Annotated in this window: 17 protein-coding genes; 11 read left to right on the plus strand and 6 right to left on the minus strand. The window is 63.4% G+C overall.

The window, feature by feature from the left end:
- The first annotated feature begins 116 nt into the window (after window positions 1–116).
- The 3 genes from AC1RRC_RS03225 (at window position 117) to AC1RRC_RS03235 (ending at window position 6,766) form a co-directional block, all read left to right on the plus strand.
- Complete coding sequence (locus tag AC1RRC_RS03225) at window positions 117–3,047, plus strand: polysaccharide lyase family 8 super-sandwich domain-containing protein (protein WP_493053807.1); 2,931 nt, start codon at window positions 117–119, stop codon at window positions 3,045–3,047.
- 90 nt (window positions 3,048–3,137) lie between these two features.
- A complete protein-coding gene (locus AC1RRC_RS03230) occupies window positions 3,138–4,817 on the plus strand; it encodes a right-handed parallel beta-helix repeat-containing protein (RefSeq protein ID WP_493053808.1) in 1,680 nt (559 codons plus the stop codon).
- Window positions 4,818–4,825: 8 nt separating this feature from the next.
- The gene (locus tag AC1RRC_RS03235) at window positions 4,826–6,766 is read left to right on the plus strand and encodes an MFS transporter (RefSeq protein WP_493053809.1); all 1,941 of its coding nucleotides are present in this window, start codon (window positions 4,826–4,828) and stop codon (window positions 6,764–6,766) included.
- A 101-nt stretch (window positions 6,767–6,867) separates the two neighbouring features.
- Here the strand turns inward: AC1RRC_RS03235 and AC1RRC_RS03240 are convergent, their stop codons facing one another.
- The 3 genes from AC1RRC_RS03240 to AC1RRC_RS03250 form a co-directional block, all read right to left on the minus strand.
- Window positions 6,868–9,306: a polysaccharide lyase 8 family protein gene (locus tag AC1RRC_RS03240; protein WP_493053810.1), complete on the minus strand. Its 2,439-nt coding sequence runs from the start codon at window positions 9,304–9,306 to the stop codon at window positions 6,868–6,870.
- A gap of 210 nt (window positions 9,307–9,516) precedes the next feature.
- Window positions 9,517–9,900 carry a hypothetical protein gene (locus tag AC1RRC_RS03245; protein ID WP_493053811.1) on the minus strand — a complete coding sequence of 128 codons (384 nt, stop codon included), beginning with the start codon at window positions 9,898–9,900 and terminating at the stop codon, window positions 9,517–9,519.
- An 89-nt stretch (window positions 9,901–9,989) separates the two neighbouring features.
- Window positions 9,990–10,985 carry a tyrosine-type recombinase/integrase gene (locus tag AC1RRC_RS03250; RefSeq protein WP_493053812.1) on the minus strand — a complete coding sequence of 332 codons (996 nt, stop codon included), beginning with the start codon at window positions 10,983–10,985 and terminating at the stop codon, window positions 9,990–9,992.
- Between the two features lie 257 nt (window positions 10,986–11,242).
- On the opposite strand from AC1RRC_RS03250, the gene AC1RRC_RS03255 reads away from it, so the two are divergent.
- The 3 genes from AC1RRC_RS03255 (at window position 11,243) to AC1RRC_RS03265 (ending at window position 13,788) form a co-directional block, all read left to right on the plus strand.
- Complete coding sequence (locus tag AC1RRC_RS03255; RefSeq protein ID WP_493053813.1) at window positions 11,243–12,022, plus strand: TatD family hydrolase; 780 nt, start codon at window positions 11,243–11,245, stop codon at window positions 12,020–12,022.
- Between the two features lie 35 nt (window positions 12,023–12,057).
- The gene (locus tag AC1RRC_RS03260; RefSeq protein WP_493053814.1) at window positions 12,058–12,741 is read left to right on the plus strand and encodes an ankyrin repeat domain-containing protein; all 684 of its coding nucleotides are present in this window, start codon (window positions 12,058–12,060) and stop codon (window positions 12,739–12,741) included.
- Window positions 12,742–12,864: 123 nt separating this feature from the next.
- Window positions 12,865–13,788, plus strand: coding sequence for a class I SAM-dependent methyltransferase (locus AC1RRC_RS03265; RefSeq protein ID WP_493053815.1), 924 nt, complete (start codon window positions 12,865–12,867; stop codon window positions 13,786–13,788).
- A gap of 161 nt (window positions 13,789–13,949) precedes the next feature.
- On the opposite strand, the gene AC1RRC_RS03270 is transcribed toward AC1RRC_RS03265, so the two are convergent.
- Window positions 13,950–14,909 (minus strand): NAD(P)H-dependent flavin oxidoreductase, encoded by a 960-nt coding sequence (locus AC1RRC_RS03270; protein WP_493053816.1) that lies wholly within the window; start codon window positions 14,907–14,909, stop codon window positions 13,950–13,952.
- A gap of 186 nt (window positions 14,910–15,095) precedes the next feature.
- Here AC1RRC_RS03270 and AC1RRC_RS03275 point away from each other — a divergent pair, with 186 nt between their 5' ends.
- Complete coding sequence (locus tag AC1RRC_RS03275; protein ID WP_493053817.1) at window positions 15,096–15,296, plus strand: hypothetical protein; 201 nt, start codon at window positions 15,096–15,098, stop codon at window positions 15,294–15,296.
- A gap of 105 nt (window positions 15,297–15,401) precedes the next feature.
- Here AC1RRC_RS03275 and AC1RRC_RS03280 read toward each other — a convergent pair whose 3' ends face one another.
- Window positions 15,402–17,024, minus strand: coding sequence for a methyl-accepting chemotaxis protein (locus tag AC1RRC_RS03280; protein WP_493053818.1), 1,623 nt, complete (start codon window positions 17,022–17,024; stop codon window positions 15,402–15,404).
- A gap of 197 nt (window positions 17,025–17,221) precedes the next feature.
- Between AC1RRC_RS03280 and fusA the strand changes: the two genes are divergently transcribed.
- Entirely contained in the window at window positions 17,222–19,336 is a 2,115-nt protein-coding gene (fusA, locus tag AC1RRC_RS03285) for an elongation factor G (protein ID WP_493053819.1), read from the plus strand.
- A gap of 370 nt (window positions 19,337–19,706) precedes the next feature.
- Complete coding sequence (locus AC1RRC_RS03290) at window positions 19,707–20,291, plus strand: peroxiredoxin (RefSeq protein ID WP_493053820.1); 585 nt, start codon at window positions 19,707–19,709, stop codon at window positions 20,289–20,291.
- Window positions 20,292–20,382: 91 nt separating this feature from the next.
- Here AC1RRC_RS03290 and AC1RRC_RS03295 read toward each other — a convergent pair whose 3' ends face one another.
- The gene (locus tag AC1RRC_RS03295; protein WP_493053821.1) at window positions 20,383–20,892 is read right to left on the minus strand and encodes a hypothetical protein; all 510 of its coding nucleotides are present in this window, start codon (window positions 20,890–20,892) and stop codon (window positions 20,383–20,385) included.
- A 313-nt stretch (window positions 20,893–21,205) separates the two neighbouring features.
- Between AC1RRC_RS03295 and AC1RRC_RS03300 the strand changes: the two genes are divergently transcribed.
- Entirely contained in the window at window positions 21,206–23,365 is a 2,160-nt protein-coding gene (locus tag AC1RRC_RS03300) for a methyl-accepting chemotaxis protein (protein WP_493053822.1), read from the plus strand.
- Window positions 23,366–23,562: 197 nt separating this feature from the next.
- Window positions 23,563–24,516 carry a helix-turn-helix domain-containing protein gene (locus AC1RRC_RS03305; protein WP_493053823.1) on the plus strand — a complete coding sequence of 318 codons (954 nt, stop codon included), beginning with the start codon at window positions 23,563–23,565 and terminating at the stop codon, window positions 24,514–24,516.
- Window positions 24,517–24,612: the final 96 nt, after the last annotated feature.

Below are 24,612 nucleotides of genomic sequence, written 5' to 3' on the forward strand. Positions count from 1 at the left end.
CGTCAAACCCATCGCACAGGCGCTTCCCGGGCGGTTTTTTTTAAACACGAGTGATAACGTTATCATTCGTGCGTCCGGCCTGCCGCCTGATTCTTGATTCAGTTATTGGAGGAGACATGTGCAAGCACAACTGGTTGTTGCGTGGCCTGCTGGCCGCGGCGCTGGTGAATGTGGCGGTAGCGGGCGGCGTGGCGCGCGCCGATGAATACGACGCCATGCGCGTCAAGTGGGCGCTGCGTGGCGGTGTGGCCGATGGCGGCGACCCGGAAGTGGCGGCGCAGATCGCCGCCAGCCAGGCCGCCGCGCAGCAGGCATGGGACACCATGATCCGCACCGAAGGCCGCACCGCGCTGTGGCCCACGCTGACCAATTTCGCCGCGTCCGCCACCATCACCAATACCTTCGGCCGCCTGGTCACCCTGGCCAACGCCTATGTCAGCGGCAATGCCAGCCTGAAAAACAACCCGGAGGTGCTGGCGGCGGTGCAGTCCGGCATAGACTGGCTGGTGGCCAATCACTACCACGTGAATGCCGTCGAGTTCGACAATTGGTATGACTGGCAAATCGGTTCGCCACAGCACGTAAACAACCTGGTATTCACCTTGTATGACCATCAGACCCCGGCCCAGCGCGCGGCGCTGCTGGCGGTGGTCGACCGTTTCGTGCCCGATCCCACCCGCCGCCTGAAGCCGGACGGCAGCACCAGCGCCACGGTGGAAACCGGCGGCAACCTGCTGGACAAAGCCTATGTCGTGGCCATGCGCGGCATGCTGGGCAAGGACGCCGCCAAACTGGCCATGGGCCGCGACGCCATCGGCCCCGCCTTGCCCTATGTCACCACCAGTGACGGCTTCTATGCCGACGGCAGCTTTATCCAGCATTATTACGTGCCCTACGTGGGCGGCTATGGCTCTGTGCTGCTGACCAATATCGGGCGCCTGTACTACCTGCTCGACGGCACCACCTGGGCGGTGACGGACCCGAACAAGGGCGTGGTGTTCGACTGGGCCATGAACAGCTTCCGGCCATTCATGATGGACGGCGCCATGATGGATAGCCAGCGCGGACGCGGCATCACGCGCCAGTTCTCGCCCGACCACGTGATCGGGCGCGGCATCATTGTCAATATGCTGGGCCTGACCGACAGCCTGCCCGCCGCCCAGGCCGGCCAGATCAAGTCGCTGCTGAAGGGCTGGATGCAGCGCGACACCACCTTCGGCGCATCGTACTTCAACCCGTTGGTAATTGGCGGCGGGGTGGCCTCCGCGCCCGGCGCCAAGGACATCACGCGCCTCAAGCAAATCCTCGGCGATCCGGCGGTGCCCGCCCTCGACGAACCGGTGGAAACCCGCATTTATACGGCGGGCGACCGGGCGGTGCAGCGCCGCCCCGGCCACGCGTATGTGCTGTCGCTGTTTTCCGGGCGGATCAGCGCCTTCGAGTATGGCAATGGCGAAAACCTGCATGGCTGGTGGACCGGCATGGGGATGAGCTCGCTGTACAACGCCGACCAGACCCAGTATGGCGGGAATTACTGGGCCACCACCGACATGTGGCGCCTGCCCGGCACCACCACCGACCACAGTGGCAGCGGCACGCCGGTGGCGTGGAAAAATTACGGCAATACCAGGAGCGGCGTGGGCGGCGCCCAGTTGGACGGCCTGTATGCGGCGGTCGGCATGGACTTCGCCACCAAGAATGTCACCGGCACCGCGCTGACCGGCAAGAAAGCCTGGTTCCTGCTGGGGGACAAGGTGGTGGCGGTGGGCGCCGGCATCACCACCACCGACGGCCGCGCCGTGGAAACCATCGTTGAAAACCGCAAGCTGACGGTGGCGGGCGATAACCCGCTGACCGTCAACGGCAGCGCGAAGGCGACGTTCATTCCCTGGGCCGAATCCATGCCCGGGACCGCCTGGGCACACCTGGCCGGCAATGTGCCGGGGGCCGATATCGGCTATGTGTTCCCGGACGCGCCCACCGTGGCGGGGTTGCGCGAACGGCGCGTCAGCGCGTGGCGCAATGTGGACTTGAAGGGCGACCCGGCGGCCGTGGAAGACAATTACCTGAGCCTGGCGCTGGACCACGGCGTCAACCCCGCCAATGCGGCCTACACTTATATCGTGTTGCCAAACCGCAGCGCGACGGAAACCGCCGCCTTCGCGGCGGCGCCCGGCATTACCGTGCTGGAGCGCTCCACCAGCGCCACCGCCGTCAAGGATACGGTGCAGGGCGTGACCGGGCTGGTGTTCTGGAACGACGGCAGCAAGACCGTCAACGCCGGCGGCCAGCCGCTGGTGACCAGCGACCGCAAATCGGCCGTGGTCCTGAAGCAGGCGGGAACGGATTTACGAGTCAGCGTCGCCGATCCCACGCAACTGTATACCGGCAACCTGAACATCGACATCAACCGCGCCGCCACCAGCGTGGTGTCGCGGGACCCCGCCGTGACGGTGCTGCAGACAAGTCCCACGATCAGGCTGGCGGTGGCGGTGAATGCCGCGGCCGGCAAATCGTTTAACGCGCGCTTTACGCTGAACAGCCTGTCGTCGCTGGCGCCGGCGGCCGATGCGTACGTGCGCGACGGCGCCAGCGCCGCCATCAATTTCGGCGCGGCCAGCACCATCACGGTCAAGAATGACGCCGTGGGCTACGCCCGCAAGGGCTTGTTGAAATTCGACTTATCGGGCATTGAAGGCACGATCGCCAGCGCCTCGTTGCGCCTGACGCCGACGTCGGTGGGCATGGCGGGCATCCAGCACAAGCTGTACCTGACGGACAGCGCCAACTGGGCGGAGGGGACGGTGACCTGGGACAACCGTCCCGCCAACGCGGCGCTGGCGGGCAGCTGGACCGTGCCGGCGGCCAACACGCCAGTGCAGCTGGATGTGACCAGCCACGCCAGCGCGGCCATGGGCGGCGCCAAACTGCTGTCGTTCGACGTCGAGGCGGCGCAAAACCATGGCGCCAACGGTTATGTCGACTATGCGTCGCGTACCCATGCCACGCCGGCCTATCGCCCCACGCTGGTGGTGACCATCCAGTAACTCCCATGCGCCGACTCCGCCCGCTTGACGCGCGGGCGGAGTCGCATGTACATTAAAGATAACGTTAACACATTGAGCAAGGAACAGGGTATGAAGCATGTGATGTTTGCAATGGCGCTGGCCGCCGGCGCCTGGAGCGCGCAGGCGCGGGCCGTCACCGTGGCCGACGGGAAACCGGTGATCCACGTTGACTGCGCGGCCGCCGGGGCGGCCATGGCCGGCGTTGCTGATGGCAGCCGGCAACGCCCGTTGACCAGCCTGGAGCAGTTGAACGCGATCCGGTTCCAGCCCGGCACGCGCATCCTGTTCAAGCGCGGCGCCACCTGCCACGGCAGTTTTATGCCCCGCGCCGGCAGCTCGGGCGCCAGCGGCGCGCCGATCGTGGTGGCACCCTATGGCAGCCGTACCTTGCCACGGCCCGTGATCGCGGCGGGTTGCCGCGCGGCGCGGCCCGATCCCAGGCAGGCGCTGACCACGGCAAGCCGGCAGCCGGAAGGCATCAGCCCGTATTTCTCGCTGTGCACCGCCGACGAGGCCAGGGTCCACCGCGCGGCGCTGCACCTGTTCAATGTCGAGCACTGGGAAATCAACGGGATCGAACTCACCAACGACGGCCTGCAGGAGGCGGGCAGGGTGGGTTTGCTGGTGCAGCTGGAAGACTTTGGCACCGGCCGCCATTACCGGATCAATGACGTCTACGTGCACCACGTGCGCGGTTACCTGAAGGATGCGCCGGACCGGGCGCTGGCCTATAAATCGACCGGCGGCATCCTGTTTGAAGTCACGCGCGACGCGGAAAGCCCGGGGGCGCGGCAAAAGAAAACCAATTTTGACGACGTCCTGATTGAAAACAGCGAAGTCTTCCACGTCGACGGCATCGGCGTGTCGAACCGTTCGGCCTGGATGTGCCGCCCGCGCGGCGCCCCGTGCGGCGACTTCCCGCCCTACAAGAACCATCCCGGCTATTTGCAGGAGAGCGCGGCGCAGGCCGCCACCGAGTTTTATCCGTCCACCCGCCTGGTCGTGCGCAACAACAAAATCCACGACGTCGGCGGCGACGGCGTGATCGTGCGCACGGCAACCGGTCCGCTGGTCGAGGCCAACCTGATTTATGACATCTGGATGCGTTCTCCCGGCAACAGCGCCGGCGCCTGGGCCATCAATACCGACGGCGCCGTGTTCCAGTACAACGAAGTCCATGGCGTGCGCCTGCGCCCGGAATTTGAATCCGGCGACGGCATGGCCTTCGATGCCGACATGGGCACGCGCCATACCCGTGTGGTCGCCAACTACAGCCACGATAACGCGGGCGGCCTGATGCTGTTCTGCGGTTGCGGCAAGGATGGGCTGGGGCAGACCGCCATGGTGGAAGATGCCGTGGTCGAACGCAACCTGAGTGTCAACGACCAGCGGCGCGCCGTGCTGGTTGCCGGCCTCGACAACGCGGTGGTGAACGACAACCTGTTCGTGACCGCGCATCCGGCCGCGCTGTTTGAGCTCCACGACAACGGCACGCCTGATGTGCTGGAATTCCGCAACAACCGGGTCATCCATACCGGCGCCGGCGGTGCGCTGTACCGTATGACCAGTACCCCCGGCAGCGCCGCCAAATTCACGTGGCGCGACAATGCCTTCCACGGTTACCCGGACAGCGCCGAAACCGGCGCCGCCGTGCCGGCGACCCCGGGCGAGGCGCAAAAGCTGATTGCGCAATGGTTCGCGTCGACCGGCTTCCGCCAGCGCGGCTACCAGCCGGGTAAGCGTCAATGAGCCACGCCATGCATCCCGACCGCTCGCATTCCCTCCCCACGGAGACTGCCGTGGCGCCGCCCGCCCCCGGTGTGCCGTCCGATGTGCTGTCCGATGCGCTGTCCGATGCGCCACCGGATGCGTTGGCCCATTCGCCGCCACCGTCTCCGTCACCTTCGCCGGCCCACCGGCGCGCACCGCCCTTGTCATGGCTGTCCACCCCGGAGCGCTACCGCCGCTTTCTGCTGCTGGTCGCCGGCCTGGGCGGCCTGTTGTACGGCATCGATGTCGGCATTATTGCCGGTGCGCTGCCCTACCTGGAAGCCTCCGCCGCCGCGCGCTGGGGCTTGACGGCCCAGCAACTGGGCTTTGTCGTGGCGGCCGTGCTGCTGGGCAGCGTGCTGTCGTCGCTGGCGGCCGGGGTACTGGCCGACACGCTGGGGCGGCGCCGCGTGATGGCGCTGGCCGGTGCGCTGTTTTCCATCAGCATCCCCGTCATTGCCCTGGCCGACAGCTATGTGCCGCTGCTGCTGGGCCGCCTGCTGCAAGGCGTCAGCGGCGGGTTGATCGGCGTGGTGGTGCCGCTGTACCTGGCGGAATGCCTGCCGGCGTCGCAGCGGGGCCGTGGCACCGGGCTGTTCCAGCTGTTCCTCACCATCGGACTGGTGCTGGCCGCCTTGCTGGGGCTGTGGGTGGCGCACGATATCGATGCGCTGGCCGGTTCCGCGCCCGCCATGGTGCTGGAGGCGAAGGACCGCGCGTGGCGCCAGATCTTTTGGCTCAGCCTGCCACCGGGATTGCTGTTTACCGCTGGCGCGCTGCTGCTGGCGGAATCGCCGCGCTGGCTGCTGCGGCGCGCAGGCGAGGCGGGCCGTGAGCAGGCGCTGCGGGCGCTGGCGCGCGGCTGCACGCCGGACGAGGCGCGCCGGCAACTGGCCGCCATGCAGGATGACCTGGCGCCGGCGGCGCAGCCGTGCGGGACCGCGCGCGATCGGCTGCTGCAGCGCCGCTACGTGGCGCCATTCCTGTTGGCCTGCCTGATCCTGGCCTGCAACCAGGCCACCGGCATCAATTCCATCCTGGCCTATGCCGTCACCATCCTCGACCAGGCCGGCCTGCCCGGCGCCATGGCCAATCTCGGCGACGTGGCGCTGAAGGTGGTCAATGCGCTGGTGACGGTGCTGGCGGTACTGCTGGTGGACCGCAAGGGCCGCAAGTTCCTGCTGATGGCCGGCAGCGCGGGCATCATGGTGGCGCTGGCCGCCGCCGGCCTGCTGTTCCACGCCGACGACGCCAAGCAGCGCGACATACGCGCCGCAGTGGCCGCCGAGGCGGGCGCCGATGCGCTGTATTTGCCGCCGCAGCGCCTCGCCGCGCTGGCGCCGGACGGCCACTGGCAATTGACGGTGGCGTATTCCTATGGCCCCTTTAACGCGGTGCGGCAGGTGCGGCAGGGGCAGGGCAACGGATCGCCGGTGGCGGCGCCGTTCGAGATCACCCGGCCCGCGCAGCTCGAGCGCGACAGTGTGATTGGCGCCGCGTTCCGCCGGCTGTCGCTGAATCCCTTCCCCGACCAGTCGCTGGCGGCCGCCGCGCCGCTGCGCATCGAGCGCGCCACCATCGGCCCGGCTCCGGACAGCGATCATGGCTGGCTGGTGCTGGCCTGCCTGCTGGGGTTCATGGCCAGCTTCGCGGTGGGGCCGGGCGTCTGCGTGTGGCTGGCCTTGTCCGAGCTGATGCCGACCCGCATCCGTTCCAACGGCATGAGCATTGCGCTGCTGGTCAACCAGTTTGTCTCGACCGCGATTGCCGCGCTGTTCCTGCCGGCGGTCGGCCAGTATGGCTATGCATCGATGTTCTTCTTCTGGGCCGGCTGCACCGTGGTGTACTTCCTGGCGGCGACATTCCTCCTGCCGGAAACCCGGGGCAAGACGCTGGAAGAGATTTCGCTGCACTTTGGCCGGAGGTGACGGGCGCGGCAGGGCAGCGCCGCGCCCGGCACTCCCTCCGGGCCGCCGCCGGCAGTGCTCCCCATTGCCGGCGGCGCAGCGCTGCGCCGCCGTTGCCACGATTACTGTTTCAGCGCGAATTGCGCGTGATACGACTTCCCCGCGGACCCGTTGACCGCCACCGCCAGCTTGATGGTGGGCCGCAATTGCAGCACCGTGATGGCCGGATCATGCGTCAGCACGGCGCTGGCGCCACGGTGCAGCTCCAGGTGAATCACGCCGGTATTGGCCTGGGTCGGGTCGGCCACCGCCAGCTGCAGGCCGGAACCTTGCTGCCGCACCAGCACCGCCGCCTTGCGGTCGCTGGCCAGATACGGCCGGCCCGCCACCTTGACGGTTTTCGCAGCGTCTTCCCAGAACACCATGCCGGTCAAACCCAGCGCACTGTCGGTGACGGCCGTGGCGGCGGCTGAACGTTCCGCCACGCGCACCGGGTTGGCGGCCGCAAACGCCGCCACCTGGGCCGCGCTGCGGTTCGGCAGCAGGATATACGTATAGGCGCCGGCGTGCGGCCGGGCGCCATGGCGCAGCGCCAGGCTCAGGTAGCTGGCGCCGACCGGCTGGCTGGACCCTTCGAGATTGATGTCCTTCCAGGCCGCCGTGCGCGTTTCACGCAAGCCGTGCACGGTGGGCGCATCCGGGAATACATAGCCGATATCCGCGCCGGCCACGCTGCCGGCCAGGTGCGCCCATCTGGCGCCCGCCAGCGCCCGCGACCAGCCGTTGAAGGCCGGCTGGCGCACGCCGTCGACGGTCAGCTGGTTGCCGCCTTCCGCATTGAGCTTGCGGTTTTCCACGATGGTTTCCACCGGCGCCTCGCCGCCGCCAATCGCCGAGCCAACCGCGATGACTCGGTCGCCGAACAGGAACCACGCTTTTTTGCCGCGCAAGCCGCTGTTGCTGACGCCGTTGGTGGTGAAATCCATGCCAATCGCCGCGTGCCGCCCGGCCAGTTCCGCGCCGCCCACCAGCGATTGGGTATTGGCATACAGCTTCCATTTCTCCGGCGTGCCGCCGCCGCTGCGGTCGGTGGTGGTGCCGGGCAGGCGCCATGCGTCGACAGTCGGCCAGTAGGCGCCGCCGTACTGGCCCTGGTCGGCGTTGTACAGGAAGTGCATGCCGATGCCGGTCCACCAGCCGCGCAGGTTTTCACCATTGCCGGATTCGAAGGAACTGATACGCAGGGAAAACATCGCCAGTGCGAAGGCGTGGCCGGGGCGGCGCTGCACGGCACGGTCGGTGGCGGGGTAATAGCGGGTTTCTTCCGCTTCGGGCAATGGCGCCATGTCGGCATCCTTTTGCAGCGCTTTCAGCAACGACATCTGGTAGACCGGCAAGCCGGCATGGACGCCCGCCACCTCGGTCGGCACCGGCGTGAAATACGAATCGCCGAAGGTCTTGTCGCGCAGCATCCAGCCCTTCAGCATGGATTTCACCTGCGCGCCCTGGGCAGGCGGCAAGACTTGCGCCAGTTCCGCCATGCTGCCGGCCACGGCGCGTCCGACCCGGTGGTCCGGGTAAAACTGCCGGGAAATCGAACGGCCGCGCTGCATGTCCATCATCGCGCCGTCATAAATGAATGGCCGGAAGGCGTGCATGATCCAGTCGTACGGCAGGCCGGCGTTGGCGTCGCGCAGCGGCCAGTGCGAGCCGTCGAGGATGTAGTACAGCCAGGCGATATCGGCCATCAAGACCACGCCGTAGCCGCCGACATACGACACATGATCATGCTGGACAAAGGACCCGTCGCGGTAAAAGCCGTCGCCCGAGACTACATACGGCAAGGCCTGGCTGATGGCGTCGCGTCCTTGCGCGATTTTCGCGGCATGTTTGCCGTTGACGCCGCGCAGGATGACGATCAGCGCCTTGTCGAGCCGGTTGGCGCCGGTTTCCAAGGTGGCCGACAGGGTGCCGTCGGCGTTGGTGCGCAGCGCGGGGTCCGGCACATGGTAGTCAATCGCGGCCAGGCAGCGCTCCATCAGCGCCGGCGCCAGCAGGCCGCGTACGGCCATCAGCGCGTCATTGAGGGCCATCGGCCCGCCGATCTGCCAGTCCCACCAATTGTTATAGGCCGCGCGGCCCGCCGCATAGCGGTTGCGGCTCATCCAGTCCAGACCGTCCACCACGGCGGCGCCCAGTGCGGCGTCGCCGTACAGCGCGGAATGCGGTGACGCATAGGCCCCCGCCATTGCCGCCAGGCGGCGGTAGGCGCTGGTGATATCGGCCGACACGGTGGCCGACGCCAGCTCCGGCCACAGCGCGGTCCGGTCCGGCCCGGTCTGCATGGCGGACCAGTAGCGCCGCGCATTGCTGTCGTCCAGCTTGATCTGGGCGGCGATTTCCCTGTCGCCGGTGTCGACCACGGCGCCGCCTGCCGCGCGCCGCAGCCATTTCGCGCGCATATCGTCGAATTCATCGGCCAGGGCCGGCGTGACGCCCTGGATTGCCTGCAATACGGTGGCCAGCAACAGGCTGCGGCGCCAGCGGTGGGGGAATGGCATGGTGTTTCCTTGAAGATGGAGTTGAGTGGGACAGGCGGCCGTCGGGCGGCGTCCAGCGTTGCGCGGGGTGTCCCGGCATCAAGGATGATAACGTTAACCTATGTGGATGAACAGATGTTAAAACGTGGCGTTGAGCAGGCCGCGTTGACGGGTTTTCCTTGGTCAGCGCCAGCCCAACCGGTTGCGTCCGGCGGACTGGCGCCGTGGCGCTTAGCGGCCGGCGAAGATGGGAATCAGGATCGCGGCCAGGATGCCGAGGCAGGCCACGCCGACGGTGAGGATCAGGCCCCAGATGGTCCATTTGCGCTGCACGCTGTTGAAATGCTCCACGCTGTCCCATTGCTTGTTGCGCCACGCCAGTTCGCGGCCCTTGATGCCGAGATAAATGGCGGCAATGAAGCCCAGGTAGGGAACCAGGGCCAACAAGCCGATCCAGGTGCGGTTGCCGATGGCCCAGATCCAGTTCAGCAGGAAGGCGCCCCAGCTCCAGCCCGTGACGCCGGGCGGGATGACGGCGCCGGCGCCCATGCCGGACGTGTTCCTGCCGTCAAACTGGTCGAGATTGGCGCCGGGCGCCGAGTACGGATTTTCCATGCGTTCCCCCATTGTCGGTGTGGATTCTGTTTCGGTAGAAACATTGCATTGATTTTATCGTCTTTATCCGGCATAAAAAGCGTGAATTCTCACTTCGCCTTGGCCGCGCCGCCCAGCCGCGCATACGGCTGAGTGGAACGTTCCAGCGCCAGCCCCAGCCGCTCCACCATCTCGCTGGCCGGTGTGCCTTCGCGGAACCCTTTGACGGCAAAGGTGTTGCGCAAGGTGCGCCCGCCGCTGCGCGGCACCGCGATGCCGGCCCGTTCGAACGTGGCCTTCACCTGGCGGTAGACGGTGGCCTTGTCCAGCGCTTCGCCACGCAAGTTGGCGGGGAACAGCAGCGGCCCCGGGATTTTCATCGCCTGGCGCTCGTCGAGCCAGCGGAAGACTTCCGTGGCGGCAAACGCGGGCAACAGGGTTTCATGCTTGTAGCTGGTGTCGTGCTTGTCAGCCGGCGTCAATTTGACGCGGTGCGCGCCGTCGAGTTCCGGCGTTGGTTCGATTTCATCCCAATGCAGGCCGATCACTTCCGCGACTTTCAAGCCGCCGCACATCATGACCAGTTGCATGGCGCGGTCGCGCCGCCGTTTCCAGCCATTCCAGGCGCCGCCACGCCGCACCGAGGGCGGCACGTCGGGCAGGGCGGCGACAAAGTGTTCCGCCTGCGCCGCCGTCAGCACCACCATGGCCGCGTCTTCCGTCAGGCCCCGGGTTTGCTCTTCCCTGATCAGCGCCAGCTGGGCCGGGTTGGGCGTCACGTCGAGATAGATATAGCAGCGCTCGAGCAGGCGGATATAGCGGCGCGCGATCGCGCTGTTCAATTCCCGCTTGCCATGTTCCCCGGCTGAAATGAAGTCATGGATATCGCCCGGCGTCAGGGCGGAGAAGCGACGGCCATGGTCCGCCATCCAGCGCACGAATTTGCCGAACATGGTCACGTACACGTGGACGGAATCGGGTGACAGCGGGCGCGGCGGGGACGCGGTTCCTGCTCGGCGGCTGATCTGGGCGAATTCGTGGGTGCGGACGAACTGGCCGAATTGCTGGGCGGGCTGGGTATCCCACAAGGCAAGCGAAGGATGCATGGAAAGCTCCCGGAATGGTGGCTGGCATGGTCGATTGTAATTCACATTGCAATTAACCGTCGCACCAATTCTTCAAATCTTCACGCTCTAGAGAACATTAAACGCAATTAACGAACATGAATTAGTCTGGCACAGCGCCTAATCCGCGCCAACACTTTTTTCCAGCGCCGCCGCACCGCCCGCCAGCCACCAGGACCGATGGTGGGCGGGCGCCGCGGCGGGTTCGGGCGGGGCGGGGAATCGGGTACAATCGCGCCATGTTTATCGATTCCCACTGCCATATCAATTTCCCCGAGCTGGCCACTCGGATGCCCGAACTGCTTGCCAGGATGGAGCAGAACAAGGTCACCCACGCCCTGTGCGTGTCGGTGGATTTGCCCGATTTTCCCCAGGTGCTGGCGCTGGCCGAACAGCATCCGCACATCTATGCGTCGGTCGGCGTTCACCCCGATTACGAAGACACGCCGGAACCGACCGTGGAACAGCTGGTCGCACTGGCCAACAACCCGCGCATCATTGCGATCGGCGAAACCGGCCTCGATTACTATCGCCTCGAAGGCGACCTGGAGTGGCAGCGCGAACGCTTCCGCACCCATATCAAGGCCTCGCGCATCACGGGCAAACCGCTGATCATCCACACCCGCTCCGCCAGTGCCGACACCATCCGCATCATGGCCGAAGAAGGCGCGGGCACGGATCAGGGCGGCGCCGCCGGCGTGATGCATTGCTTCACCGAGTCGCTGGAAGTTGCCCAGGCGGCGATGGCGATGGGGTTTTATATTTCCTTCTCCGGCATCGTCACGTTCAAGAGTGCGAAAGAATTGCAGGCGGTGGCGCTGGAAGTGCCGCTGGAGCGGATGCTGATTGAAACCGATTCGCCATATCTCGCGCCGATGCCGCACCGGGGCAAAATGAATGAACCGGGCTTTGTCTGCCACGTGGCGGAATACATCGCCAAGCTCAAAGGCGTGCCGGTGGAACAGGTCGCGCGGCAAACCTCGGATAACTTCTTCAAGCTGTTTCATACCGCCCGCTAATACTGTCCGCCAAGTTGCCCGCTGAAAGGAATCTCATGCCGCGCCGCCCGCTGTTGTCCGTGCTGTTGTCCGCGTTGGTCATGCTGCCGCTGGCCTGGCCGGCGCTGGCAGAGGAAACCGCCGATCAAGTGGCGTATTTCCGCGCCGCGCAATTGGATAACGACCGCACAGTGCGCGAAGTGCTGGCGCGCGGGCTCAATCCCAATGTGCACGAGCCGGAGCGGGGCGAAACCGGGCTGATCGTGGCAATGCGCTATGACGCCAACAAGGTATTGGCCGAACTGCTCAAGCATCCCCGGGTGAATCTGGAAGAAGCATCGGCCAATGGCACCACGGCGCTGATGATGGCGGCCTTCAAGCAAAACAAGGTGGCGGTGAATACGCTGATCGCCAAGGGCGCGCAAGTCAACCGCAAAGGCTGGACGCCCCTGCATTTCGCCGCCACCGCAGGCGACCTGGACATCATGGCGATCTTGCTGGAACGTTACGCCTATATCGACGCCGCCTCGCCGACCGGCTTCACGCCACTGATGCTGGCCGCCCGCGAAGGCAAGGAAGAGGCCGTGCAATTACTGTTGCGCGAAGGGGCCGACGCCTCCATCAAAGACCAGGCGTTCCACATCGATGCCGCGGAATTCGCGCGCCGCGCCGACAAGCCGTGGATTGCCAAGGCCATCGAATCCCACCAGGCCGCCAACGCCGCGATGAGCGGCAAGTAGGGCCCGCGCGCTGCGACTACGTTCGGCCAAGCGTCGAATTGGCAGGATTTCCCCCATCAGCTTCCCGCATTGCCGCCGTCACCGGGCACGCACAATGGCAACATTGCGCTGAAAGGGAAATCCATGCTGAATGAACGTGAAATCGAGAGCTGCTACCTGGGACAGTTTATTCCTGTCCATTACCATCACAACATGCTGATGGACCAGAACCGGATGCACAGCTTCAAATCCGCGATTGATTACGCGGTCAAGCCGGGCATGAAAGTGCTGGAACTCGGTGGCGGGACGGGGGTCATGTCGTGCTTTGCCGCCGCCAAGGCGGACAAGGTCTATTGTGTCGAATTCAACCCGGACATGGTCAAGGAAGCGCGCAAATTCCTCGCCATGAATCCGCACGGCGACAAGGTCGAGATCATCCATGCCGATGCGTTTGAATACCTGCCGCCGGAACCGGTCGACGTCGTCATTTGCGAAATGATCCACGTCGGCATGCTGCGTGAAAAGCAGGTGGAAGTCATCGAATCGTTCAAGCGCCGCTACCTGGCGCGCTTCGGCGGACCGCTTCCCGTCTTCTTGCCGGAGGCCGCCATCATGGCGGCGCAACCGATTTCGCAAGAGTATGACTTCGAAGGGTTTTATGCCCCGATCGTGCAATTCCATGAAACCCAGGCGATTTATCCGGGCACCGTGGAAATGGCGCAGCCGGCCGTGTACGCCGTGGTCGACTTTACCCAGCCCAACGATACCCTGTACCGCTGGGAAGGCAAATTCGTGGCGACCCGCAGCGGTTGTGTCAATGCCATGCGTTTCGTGACGAAAAACATCCTGGCCGTGGTCAGCGAGCGCAATACCACCATCGATTGGCTGAACCACTACATGAACTTGCCGCTGGACCGTCCCATCCAGGTGGAAGAGGGCGATGTCATGCAAGTGAGTTTCCAGTACCGTGCCGGCGGTTCGCTGCCGTCGCTGCAGGCGACACTGGAATGCCGCTTGCTGTACGAAGCCGCGCTACAGCCGGCGCATCATATTCCGGCGTTTGCTTGAAGCACGCGTTCCCGCGCCGTGCATCGATCCACGTCCGCGACGTTGAACCGGTAGGGTGGTATTGCCGCAGGCAATGCCACCGCGCATGCGCATCCGTGACACTTAACGTCGCCGGCCCGCGCGCATGGTGGCAATGCCGTTGGCAATACCACCCTACCGACTTAACCCAATAAGCGTTCCCGCGCCGCCTGGTACTCCGCCTTCAACCGCGCCGCCACTTCCGCCACCGACGGCGCGTCGTGCATCAAGCCCACCCCTTGTCCTGCGCCCCAGATGTCACGCCAGGCCTTGGCCTTGTTGGCGCCGCCAAAGTCCATCTTGGTCTTGTCGGCCACCGGCAAATTCTCCGGGTCCAGTCCCGCCGCCTCAATCGACTTTTTCAGGTAATTGCCGTGCACACCGGTAAACAAGTTGGTGTACACAACATCGGCCGCCGAGGATTCCAGGATGGCCTGGCGGTAAGCGTCATCGACATTGGCTTCCTCGGTCGCCAGCCAGCGCGATCCGATGTAAGCGAAATCGGCGCCCATGGCTTGCGCGGCCAGGATCGCGTCACCGGTGGCGATCGATCCGGACAAGGCCACCGGTCCATTGAAGAAGCGCCGCACTTCGCCCACCAGCGCGAACGGCGACAGGGTACCGGCATGTCCGCCGGCGCCGCTGGCCACCAGGATCAAGCCATCGACGCCGGCTTCCAGCGCTTTCTGGGCATGGCGGATATTGATCACGTCGTGCAGCACGATGCCGCCATAGCTGTGGATGGCGTCCAGCATTTCCGGCGGCGGCGCCCGCAGCGATGAAATCACGATCGGCACTTTATGCTTCACGCACACCGCGACGTCATGCTCGAGTCGGGTATTGGAATGGTGGACAATCTGGTTGACGGCGATCGGACCGACGATCGCGTCCGGGTTGGCGGCCTGGTACGCCGCCAGTTCGGCTTGCAACTCCGTCAGCCATGTGTCCAGCAGTTCGGCGGGACGGGCATTGAGCGCGGGAAACGAGCCGACTATCCCGGCTTTGCACTGGGCAGCCACCAGTTTCGGGCCACTGGCAATGAACATCGGCGATGCGATCACCGGCATCGATAAATTACGCAAGACTTCAGGGATGTGATGCATGGGTCTCTCCACGAACGGTTGTGCTTTTTCTTGTCGATCTTATCAGAACGCAAGAAAGTGTCACACCGTTCAGCACCCCGTTTGCGCAATTTATCGCTGCATGCGACAGTTGATCGCATAAGCATTGTCCGAACGTGATCGGAAAACTACATTGTCCATATTGAAACCGCTGCCCCGGAGTGTCGTATGCTGAGTTTTGTATTGTGGCTGGTGTTACTGTTCCTGTGCTGGCCGCTGGCCTTGCTGGCCCTGGTCCTGTATCCGCTGGTGTGGCTGATCTTGCTGCCATTCCGCCTGCTCGGCATCGGCGTTGAAGCGGTGTTTGAATTACTGCGCGCGATCGTGCTGTTGCCGGCCCGCGTGCTGCGCGGCTCGCCCGGCCGCTAAGCGGATCACTAAGCGGCACAGTGGCGGCACAATTAGCGGGCCATTAGCGGCTTATTTTGCGGATCGATGAGCGGACCACCAGGCGGGCCCGCCGCCGCCATGGAATCAGGTGAGGGCGGGGCGCATCGCGCCGCCGAGTTGCGCGCCAGCGCCGCCGGCACGTCCCAGGGTCCGCTCCGCGGCGCCATCCAGCGTAAAGACGCCGACCAGGTGCAGCAGGCTTTCAGCCTGTTCGCGCAAGCTTTGCGCGGCCGCCGCCGCCTGCTCCACCAGCGCGGCATTTTGCTGGGTGACGTCGTCCATGTCGGTGATGGCCTTGTTGACTTGTTCGATCCCCTCGCTTTGCTCACTGCTGGCCGCGCTGATCTCGCCGATGATGGCGGCCACCTGGCCGACGCTGGTCACCACGTCGTCCATGGTGCTGCCGGCGCTGGACACCAGCAGCGCGCCAGCCCCGACCTGTTCCACCGACCCGCCTATCAGCGCCTTGATTTCCTTCGCCGCCGCCGCCGAGCGGTGCGCCAGGCTGCGCACTTCGCTGGCCACCACGGCAAAGCCGCGCCCTTGTTCGCCGGCCCGGGCCGCCTCCACCGCGGCGTTCAGTGCCAGGATATTGGTCTGGAACGCAATGCCATCGATGACGGAAATGATGTCGACGATTTTATTGGACGATTCGTTGATGGCATTCATGGTGTCCACCACTTGCGCCACCACGGTTTTGCCGCGCGCCGCCACGTCGGACGCCGATTGCGCCAGCTGATTGCCTTCGCGCGCACTGCCGGCGTTGCGTTGCACGGTGCCCGTCAATTCTTCCATCGACGAGGCGGTTTGTTCCAGCGCGCTGGCCTGGCGTTCGGTACGGCCAGACAGGTCCATATTGCCGGTGGCGATTTCCGTGGACGCTGCCACCATGGTTTCCGCACCGTGGCGCACCTGGCTGACGATCCGCACCAGGCTGTCGTTCATGTCTTTCAGCGCGCCCAGCAACTGGCCGGTTTCATTGGTGCCGGTGGCGTCGATACGCAGGCTGAGGTCGCCATCGGCGACACGCCGCGCCATGCCGACCGCGTCGTTGAGCGGGCGCGTGATGGCCATCGTGGCGCGCCACGCAATGACGATGGTCAGCACCACGGCCAGCACCGCCACGCCCAGCATCAACTGCTTGCCGCTGGCGAAGCCTTCTTTGGCCAGCTTGGTTTCCGCCATCATGCCTTCTTCCTGCAGCGTGGTGAATTCGTCCAGCAGTTTTACATACTGCTGCTGGGCTTGGGCCACTTCACCGTTCAATAGCGTCCGCGCATCGTGATCCCGGCCGCCGGCCAGCATTTTCAGCAAGGTCTGCTGTTGTTCCAGGTCTTTGGCGCGGGCCGCCGTAATCGCGGTGAAGATGTCGCGCGCCTTGGCGGCGTTGGTCACCGCGTCGAGCTTGCCAAGCTTTTCCTTGTTTTGCGCCCGCAGCGCATTCATGCTCTCCGCCGCACGCCGTACGGTTTGCGGTTCATCGGCCAGGACCGCGTCGCGCATCAATTGATGGATGACGGCGACGTTGTAGCGAACATCGTTCGCCAGGTCGATCTTGTAGTATCGGTCTTGCATCATGTTGTTCATGCGGGCTTCCGCGTCATTCATCCTGACGAAGGACACCGCCACGTTCAATGCCAGCAGCCCGACCACCAGGGCAAATGCCCAACCGAGCCGTGCACCGATCTTCAAGTTCGCAAAGTTCATTTCAGGTCCCCGTGTGAAATGCTGCTGAGAAGTAAGACACGTTCCAGATTAGAGCAGTCGATTGCAGGACGCAATTGGTAGCAAAGGGGCGGGCTTGAAAAGCAACACCGTCAGCCAAACATGCGCTATCCGTAACTGATAGAATCGACGCACCACACTCTGCGCCGTTCGTCGTGATTTTCGCCAAGGAGAATGTGATGACCCGCAAGACCCCCATCGAGCGTTACCGCAACATCGGCATCAGTGCGCATATCGATGCCGGTAAAACCACCACCACGGAACGTATCCTGTTCTACACCGGTGTCAATCACAAGATCGGCGAAGTGCACAACGGCGCCGCCACCATGGACTGGATGGAGCAGGAGCAGGAGCGCGGCATCACGATCACGTCGGCCGCCACCACCGCGTTCTGGAAAGGCATGGCCGGCAATTTCCCCGAACACCGCATCAACATCATCGACACGCCGGGCCACGTGGATTTCACGATTGAAGTCGAACGCTCGATGCGCGTGCTCGATGGCGCCGTCATGGTGTATGACTCGGTGGGCGGCGTGCAGCCGCAGTCGGAAACCGTCTGGCGGCAAGCCAACAAATATGGCGTGCCGCGGATCGCGTTCGTCAACAAGATGGACCGCGTTGGCGCGGACTTTTTCCGCGTCCAGCAGCAAATCAGGGACCGCCTGAAAGGCACGGCGGTGCCGATCCAGATTCCCACCGGCGCCGAGGAAAACTTCCATGGCGTGGTGGACCTGGTGAAAATGCGCGCGATTAACTGGGACGATGCCAGCCTCGGCGTCAAGTTCACCTATGAAGACATTCCCGCGCACCTGGTGGAACTGGCGCAAAAATGGCGCGATCACATGGTGGAAGCGGCCGCCGAAGGATCGCCCGAATTGCTGGAAAAGTACCTGAACGGCGACGCCTTGAATGAAGAGGAAATCAAGGCGGGCCTGCGCGCGCGCACCATCCGCAATGAAATCGTGCCGATGCTGGCCGGCAGCGCGTTTAAAAACCGGGGTGTGCAAGCGATGCTGGACGCGGTGATTGAATACCTGCCGTCGCCGCTCGACGTGCCCGCCATTGCCGGCCACGATGAAGACGACAATCCGATCGAGCGCCATCCGACCGACAGCGATCCGTTCTCGGCGCTGGCCTTCAAGATCATGACCGACCCGTTTGTCGGCCAACTGGCGTTCTTCCGCGTGTATTCCGGGGTGGTGAACTCCGGCGACACGGTCTATAACCCGACCAAGCGCCAGAAGGAACGGCTCGGGCGCATCCTGCAAATGCATGCCAACGAGCGCAAGGAAATCAAGGAAGTGTATGCGGGCGACATCGCGGCGGCCGTCGGCCTGAAAGCCGTCACCACCGGCGACACCTTGTCGTCGCCGGACCATGTGATTGTCCTGGAAAAGATGATTTTCCCGGAACCCGTGATTTCACAGGCGGTGGAACCGAAAACCAAGGCCGACCAGGAAAAAATGGGCATCGCCCTGAACCGGCTGGCGCAGGAAGATCCGTCTTTCCGCGTCCATACGGATGAGGAGTCCGGCCAGACCATCATGTCCGGCATGGGCGAACTGCACCTGGATATCCTGGTGGACCGCATGAAGCGTGAATTCGGTGTGGATGCCACGGTCGGCAAGCCGCAAGTCGCGTACCGTGAAACCGTGACGCGCAAGGCAGCCGATGTCGAAGGCAAGTTCGTCAAGCAATCGGGCGGGCGTGGCCAGTACGGGCATGCCGTGATCACGCTGGAACCGTCCGGCGCCGGCAAGGGTTATGAATTTGTCGACGCCATCAAAGGCGGCACCATCCCGCGCGAATTCATACCCGCCGTCGACAAAGGCATCCAGGAAACGCTGCCATCCGGCGTGCTGGCCGGGTATCCCGTGGTGGACGTCAAGGTCACCTTGACCTTTGGCTCGTACCACGACGTGGATTCGAATGAAAACGCGTACCGGATGGCCGGCTCGATGGCGTTCAAGGACGCCATGCGCAAGGCCGGTCCGGTGCTGCTGGAACCCATGATGGACGTCGAGGTGGAAACACCGGAAGAATTCATGGGCAATGTCATGGGTGACCTGACGCAGCGGCGCGGCATGGTGCAGGGCATGGATGAAATCCCCGGCGGCGGCGGCAAGCTGATCCGCGCATCGGTGCCGCTGGCGGAAATGTTTGGCTATTCCACCACCTTGCGTTCACTGACGCAGGGCAGGGCCACCTACACCATGGAATTCAAGCACTACGCGGAAGTGCCGAAGCATATCCTTGACCAAATTGCCGTGGCGGGCAAAGGGAAAGCCCATTAAATGTACTGACTCTGACTTGACCTGACAGGGGCTGTCAGGTCCGTTAGAGTTCTGCAAGGCCGCCACCGGCCATTACCAGCCGTTCGAGTTCGGGCAGAAAGCAGGGCGTACAAGCGAGCGTGAGTCCAGCTTTTGTTGTATATTACACAATCCCCACCCGCACTGAACCGGCGACGAAGTCTCACGTACCTGACTGCCTTTCACGGATTTTATTTGCCGCCTAACTTGACGCAGAACAGATGGCTCAAGCATGGATGCGGCTTGCAGCCGATTCGCTTACCCAGGTTATGCGGACAGGCTGTCAGGATAGGTAGAAATTTTTTCACCCTAATTGAAATTAAATGACAAACATTTTCTATATGGAGCGCAGATGCAGGATTTAAGCAATCTGCCGAAGGATGTACTCGTTAATGTGCCGGCCAATTTACCTGTTCCACAAGATGATGGGGCATGCAATCATCTAATGGAAATGCTGATGCCTTCTGTCGAACTGCCGTCAACATCAGGAAATACGGTTAATCTCGCCACTCAATACGGTTGGGTTGTTCTCTATTGCTACCCAATGACAGGACGTCCCGGCGTACCTATTCCTGATGGTTGGGCTGCCATCCCAGGAGCAGCCGGGTGCACTCCTCAATCCTGTTCTTTCCGTGACAACTATGAAGAGATGGAGTTACTCAAGGTAAAAGTATTCGGAATGAGCGCCCAAACTACGGCGGACCAGGTCGAAACGGTGCAACGCCTGCATTTGCCATATCAGTTACTTAGCGATAATGCATTTTCATTTGCGGCGGCTTTGGGCTTGCCAACTTTTGAGGCTGGGGGTATGCGCTTATTGAAGCGTGTTACTTTGGTTGCTAAGGATGGAAAAATTGTGAAATGTTTCTATCCTGTCTTTCCACCTCACAGAAACGCAAGTGAAGTGCTTTCATGGTTACAAGTTCATGTTATTTAACTCGATATTCGACACCGACACCTTACGGTGCCGGTTAATTCAGCGTTGAGCGTCCGGTTCGGGCTGGCGCCGGTAGTGCAAGCCACCGGCTTCACTCGGAAATACGGAATTTCAACTGGACGGAAACCGCGCCATATAGCCGGTCCTTATAGCCGGGGATCACGGCAATGTTCGCCCCAAAGCGCTGGTATTCATAGCTGATTGCGGGGATCACGGCGGGAAACCAGGCGCCATTGCGGGCGCGGGGGTAGCCATTGAAGGCGCCTGCCACGGCGCCCAGCCGCAAAGGCCCCACGGCCACCGGCTGCCAATAGACGCCGGCGTAATTCGAATAGCGGCGGTCGCTGTTGTAAAAACGGCCCGCCGTGGCGGACATGACGCTGGAAAAGCGGTATTCGGCGCCCACGCCCGCGTTATTGTTGTTTAATCCCTTGTCGCCATCGAAATGGAACGAGTAAAAACCGGGATTGAGCCAGACTTCAGACAACGGTTGCCGGTCGATGAAGCGCACGGCATCGTCCGCCAGGACAGGCAAGGGCAGCATGGCCGCTGTGGCAGCTGTGGCAATGGCGGCCAGCACGGGACGGATGGAATAACGCATGGCGTTCCTTATATAGGGGGAACGCCAATTATAGCGGGGCATGCCGCCGACGTGCCTTTCAAGTTGTATAGCACAAGCCGGCGTCCCCATTTCTCTCCAACTGTCACAATGTTGCGCAACCGAGGCACTAATTGCGCTAACTCAATAATATTCTTTCGGGCACTTTTTTGGGTGCTATATTGCATTACGAAGACTGCCGCACCGCCGCGTAGTCCCCTCTCTCTTAGCTCCTGACTGAATACGGAATTCTCCGGTGACCTCGTGCCACCGGTAGCCCCTGCTTTGCCCAGTTTCAGAACCGATGGAGGTTGCCATGATGCGTTTCCTGAACCAGCTGCTCCTGTGGCGCAAGTTCGCCATCCTTGCCGTGATGGGGTTCATCCTCGTCAGCGTGCCCAGTTTCCTGTACATACGGGATTCCTATGAAACGCTGGACGCGGCGCGCACGGAAACACTGGGAACAGTGCCGGCCAAAGCCATGCTGCGCACCATGCAACTGACGCAGCAAAGCCGGGGCTTGTCGGCGCTGGTGCTGGGCGGGAAGAAGGAAAAAGCCTCGGAACTCAAAGCCAAGCAAATCGAGGTGGAACGGTCCTATGCGAACGTGCAGCGCATGCTGGGCGAGCGGGTCAAAGACCAGGCCATTCTCGCCGCCTGGAGCGAAGCGCAAATGCAATGGAAAGCGCTGTCGGGCGATGTGGCGAATGCCCGCATCAGCGGCAAAACCAGTACCGAATCGCATACGGCGCTGGTGGCGAAACTCATGTCCGTCCTGGACATGGTCTGCGACCACTTCCTGCTGACCCTGGATCCGGATGTGGACAGCTACTACCTGATTTTCGGTTCCCTGTACCACTTGCCGGCCTTGACCGAAGACCTGGGCCGCCTGCGCGCACGGGGCACCAACTTGCTGACCCAGCCCAAGGTCACGGTGGAAGAGCGCACGGCGCTGACATCGCTGCTGGAAAAAGCCGGCGAACACCATAACGCCATGAGTACCGCCTTCACCAAGGCGGGCGCCGCCAATCCGGCCTTGCGCGAAAAACTCGGGCGCATCATGGAAGACAGCCTGGGCGAAGCGCAGCAGGCCATGCAACTGGCAGAAACCCATTTGATCAACGCCGATAAAATCAATTTCCCGCCGACGGAATATGTGGCGCAATTCACCAAGGCGATCGATAACCAGTTCAAGTTGCTGGACCTCGCCATGGGCGAGCTGGACCAGTTGTTGCATGCGCGCGCCGACCGGCTGACGCGGGCGGTCTATATCCTGCTGGCGTCGGTGGCCGGAATTTCCCTGCTGGCAGGCTGGCTGGGCTACCTGATCACGGTTTCCATCACCCGGCCGCTGCGCGAGACCGTGCGGATTTCCAACGCGATTGCCGTGGGGGACCTCAGCCACCGCATCGTGTGCGACCGTTCCGATGAAATCGGCCAGGTACAGCAAGCGATCGGCAACATGACGGACAAATTGCGCGGCACCCTCGACGATGTGGGCCGCGTCATGGGCGCCATGGCGTCCGGCGACTTGAGCCAGAAAATCGAGCACCAGTACGAAGGCGCGTTTGCCACGCTGAAAAACCATACCAACAACACGGTCGCCAAACTCAGTTCGGTGGTGGCCGACGTCAATGTGGCGGCGCATTCCATCGCGGCCGCGTCCGGGCAGGTGAGCCAGACCGCCATGGCGCTGTCGCAGGCGGCCACGGAGCAGGCCGCCAGCGTCGAGGAAACCAGCGCCTCGCTGGAACAAATGACGGCGTCGATCGTGCAAAACACGGAAAACGCGAAACTCACCGATGGCATGGCCAGCGGCGCCTCGTCCGAAGCGTCGGAGGGCGGCCAAGCCGTGCAAGCCACGGTGAAAGCCATGAATGAAATCGCCAGCCAGGTCAGCATCATCGATGACATCGCCTATCAGACCAACTTGCTGGCGCTGAACGCCGCCATCGAGGCGGCCCGTGCCGGCGAACAGGGCAAAGGCTTTGCCGTGGTGGCAACCCAGGTGCGCAAACTGGCCGAACGCAGCCAGGACGCCGCCAAGGAAATCGGCGTGGTGGCCCGCTCCAGCGTGGTCCTGGCGGAAAAAGCCGGCCAGTTGCTGGACCAGATGGTCCCCAAGAGCAAGAAAACTTCCGACCTGGTCCAGGAAATCGCCGCCGCTTCCGAAGAACAGTCGCTGGGCGTGGGACAGATCAACAGCGCGGTCAGCCAATTGAACGTGACGACCCAGCAAAACGCGGCCAGTTCGGAAGAACTGGCCGCCACGGCGCAGGAAATGAATGCGCAGGCCGAGGTGTTGCGCAAGGTGATGGGCTTCTTCAATAACGGCCACGTACCGGCGGCCGTGCCGCTACCGCCGCCCGTGATGAAACCCGCGGCCGACGTCCATCCGATCAAGCTGGTGCAACTGAACCGCCTGACGGAAGCGTTGCCGGAAAGCGTGCCGGAGGCGAACTTTGTCGCGTATTGAGGGCGGACCGCGCTGCCGGCGCCGGCCGGGCGTGGTGCTGTTGGCGCGGCGCGTCCGGCGTGCCCGCCCACTGCAAATTTGGTGGCGCCGCACGCCTGGCGGCGGGCATTGAGACGCTGGGCCGCAGTTGGTAAATTGTACAATTTACCGAATAACGTATACGATTTTACCGTGAAAGGCAGGCGAAATTCAGTGGCGTGAATGTTAAGATTCCTGGCACCTTAACAGCCATTCCGCCCGCCACCATGGATGCCGCCATCGATACCCCGGAAGTCCTCAAAGCCTGGTTCCACCGCAGCGGGGTGCACGATCCGCTGCGGACTTGCATAGGCCCGCTGCCGAACTCGCGGGCGTCGATCGTGCGCTGGGCCAGCGATCATCCGGACACGATGATCCAGACCGTCAGCCCGCACCTGAACGATTACCGCATTGCCGTCATGCTCGAGCCGGTCGACGCCCGTATCTGGCAGCAGGGACGGCCGGTATGGGGCGGTGTGATCGCGGCGGAACGGTTCCGGATTTGCCCGCCCGGCACCGGCAACCAGTGGAGCCGCCTCAGCGGCTGCGACATCGTCAACCTGTTCGTGCCGCAATCGCTGGTGGACAGCCTGGGCGCCTTGCGCGACACCGCCGCGCCACTGGCCCTGGGCGCCAGCCACTTCATGTCGGACCGCTATGTGATGGAAACCGTGCGGCACCTGCTCAATGCCGAGACGATGGCGGGGCCGTTGCAGGCGCAATACTGCGATGGCCTGATGATCGCGCTGCTCAGTTATTTGCTGGAGCATTACAGCCAGCCTTCGACGCCGGCGCAAGCCAGCACCCTGGGCGGCGCCCGCTTGCGGCGCGTGCTGGCCTACATGGAGCAGCACCTGGCCGACGGCGTCACCAACCAGCAGCTGGCCGACCTGTGCGCCATGAGTTCCGCGCATTTTTCCCGCGAATTCCACGCGGCGCTGGGCTTGCCGCCGCATCGCTACCTGATGAAACTGCGCCTGGAAAAAGCCCGCGCCATGCTGATGGTGGGCCGCCATGCCGTGGCCGATATTGCCGAAGCGTGCGGCTTCCACGACGCCAGCCATTTGTCCCGCACTTTTTCCCGCCATTTCGGCGCGCCGCCGGCACGCTTCCATCGCCAACGTGGCTTTTAACCTACAACGCACGTGCTGCCGGTGCAATGCCGGCAGTTTTGTACAAGAACAGCATTCCCTTCCGTGACCTGATTCCCCTGAGCAACCACACTCCGG

The organism is Pseudoduganella sp. GW821-FHT12E03 (assembly GCF_058807115.1).

Bases quoted from the DNA above. Each gene is read 5' to 3' on its own strand.
- AC1RRC_RS03225 (WP_493053807.1), top strand. From the start codon at position 117: ATGTGCAAGCACAACTGGTTGTTGCGTGGCCTGCTGGCCGCGGCGCTG.
- AC1RRC_RS03230 (WP_493053808.1), top strand. From the start codon at position 3,138: ATGAAGCATGTGATGTTTGCAATGGCGCTGGCCGCCGGCGCCTGGAGC.
- AC1RRC_RS03235 (WP_493053809.1), top strand. From the start codon at position 4,826: ATGCATCCCGACCGCTCGCATTCCCTCCCCACGGAGACTGCCGTGGCG.
- AC1RRC_RS03240 (WP_493053810.1), bottom strand. From the start codon at position 9,306: ATGCCATTCCCCCACCGCTGGCGCCGCAGCCTGTTGCTGGCCACCGTA.
- AC1RRC_RS03245 (WP_493053811.1), bottom strand. From the start codon at position 9,900: ATGGAAAATCCGTACTCGGCGCCCGGCGCCAATCTCGACCAGTTTGAC.
- AC1RRC_RS03250 (WP_493053812.1), bottom strand. From the start codon at position 10,985: ATGCATCCTTCGCTTGCCTTGTGGGATACCCAGCCCGCCCAGCAATTC.
- AC1RRC_RS03255 (WP_493053813.1), top strand. From the start codon at position 11,243: ATGTTTATCGATTCCCACTGCCATATCAATTTCCCCGAGCTGGCCACT.
- AC1RRC_RS03260 (WP_493053814.1), top strand. From the start codon at position 12,058: ATGCCGCGCCGCCCGCTGTTGTCCGTGCTGTTGTCCGCGTTGGTCATG.
- AC1RRC_RS03265 (WP_493053815.1), top strand. From the start codon at position 12,865: ATGCTGAATGAACGTGAAATCGAGAGCTGCTACCTGGGACAGTTTATT.
- AC1RRC_RS03270 (WP_493053816.1), bottom strand. From the start codon at position 14,909: ATGCATCACATCCCTGAAGTCTTGCGTAATTTATCGATGCCGGTGATC.
- AC1RRC_RS03275 (WP_493053817.1), top strand. From the start codon at position 15,096: ATGCTGAGTTTTGTATTGTGGCTGGTGTTACTGTTCCTGTGCTGGCCG.
- AC1RRC_RS03280 (WP_493053818.1), bottom strand. From the start codon at position 17,024: ATGAACTTTGCGAACTTGAAGATCGGTGCACGGCTCGGTTGGGCATTT.
- fusA (WP_493053819.1), top strand. From the start codon at position 17,222: ATGACCCGCAAGACCCCCATCGAGCGTTACCGCAACATCGGCATCAGT.
- AC1RRC_RS03290 (WP_493053820.1), top strand. From the start codon at position 19,707: ATGCAGGATTTAAGCAATCTGCCGAAGGATGTACTCGTTAATGTGCCG.
- AC1RRC_RS03295 (WP_493053821.1), bottom strand. From the start codon at position 20,892: ATGCGTTATTCCATCCGTCCCGTGCTGGCCGCCATTGCCACAGCTGCC.
- AC1RRC_RS03300 (WP_493053822.1), top strand. From the start codon at position 21,206: ATGATGCGTTTCCTGAACCAGCTGCTCCTGTGGCGCAAGTTCGCCATC.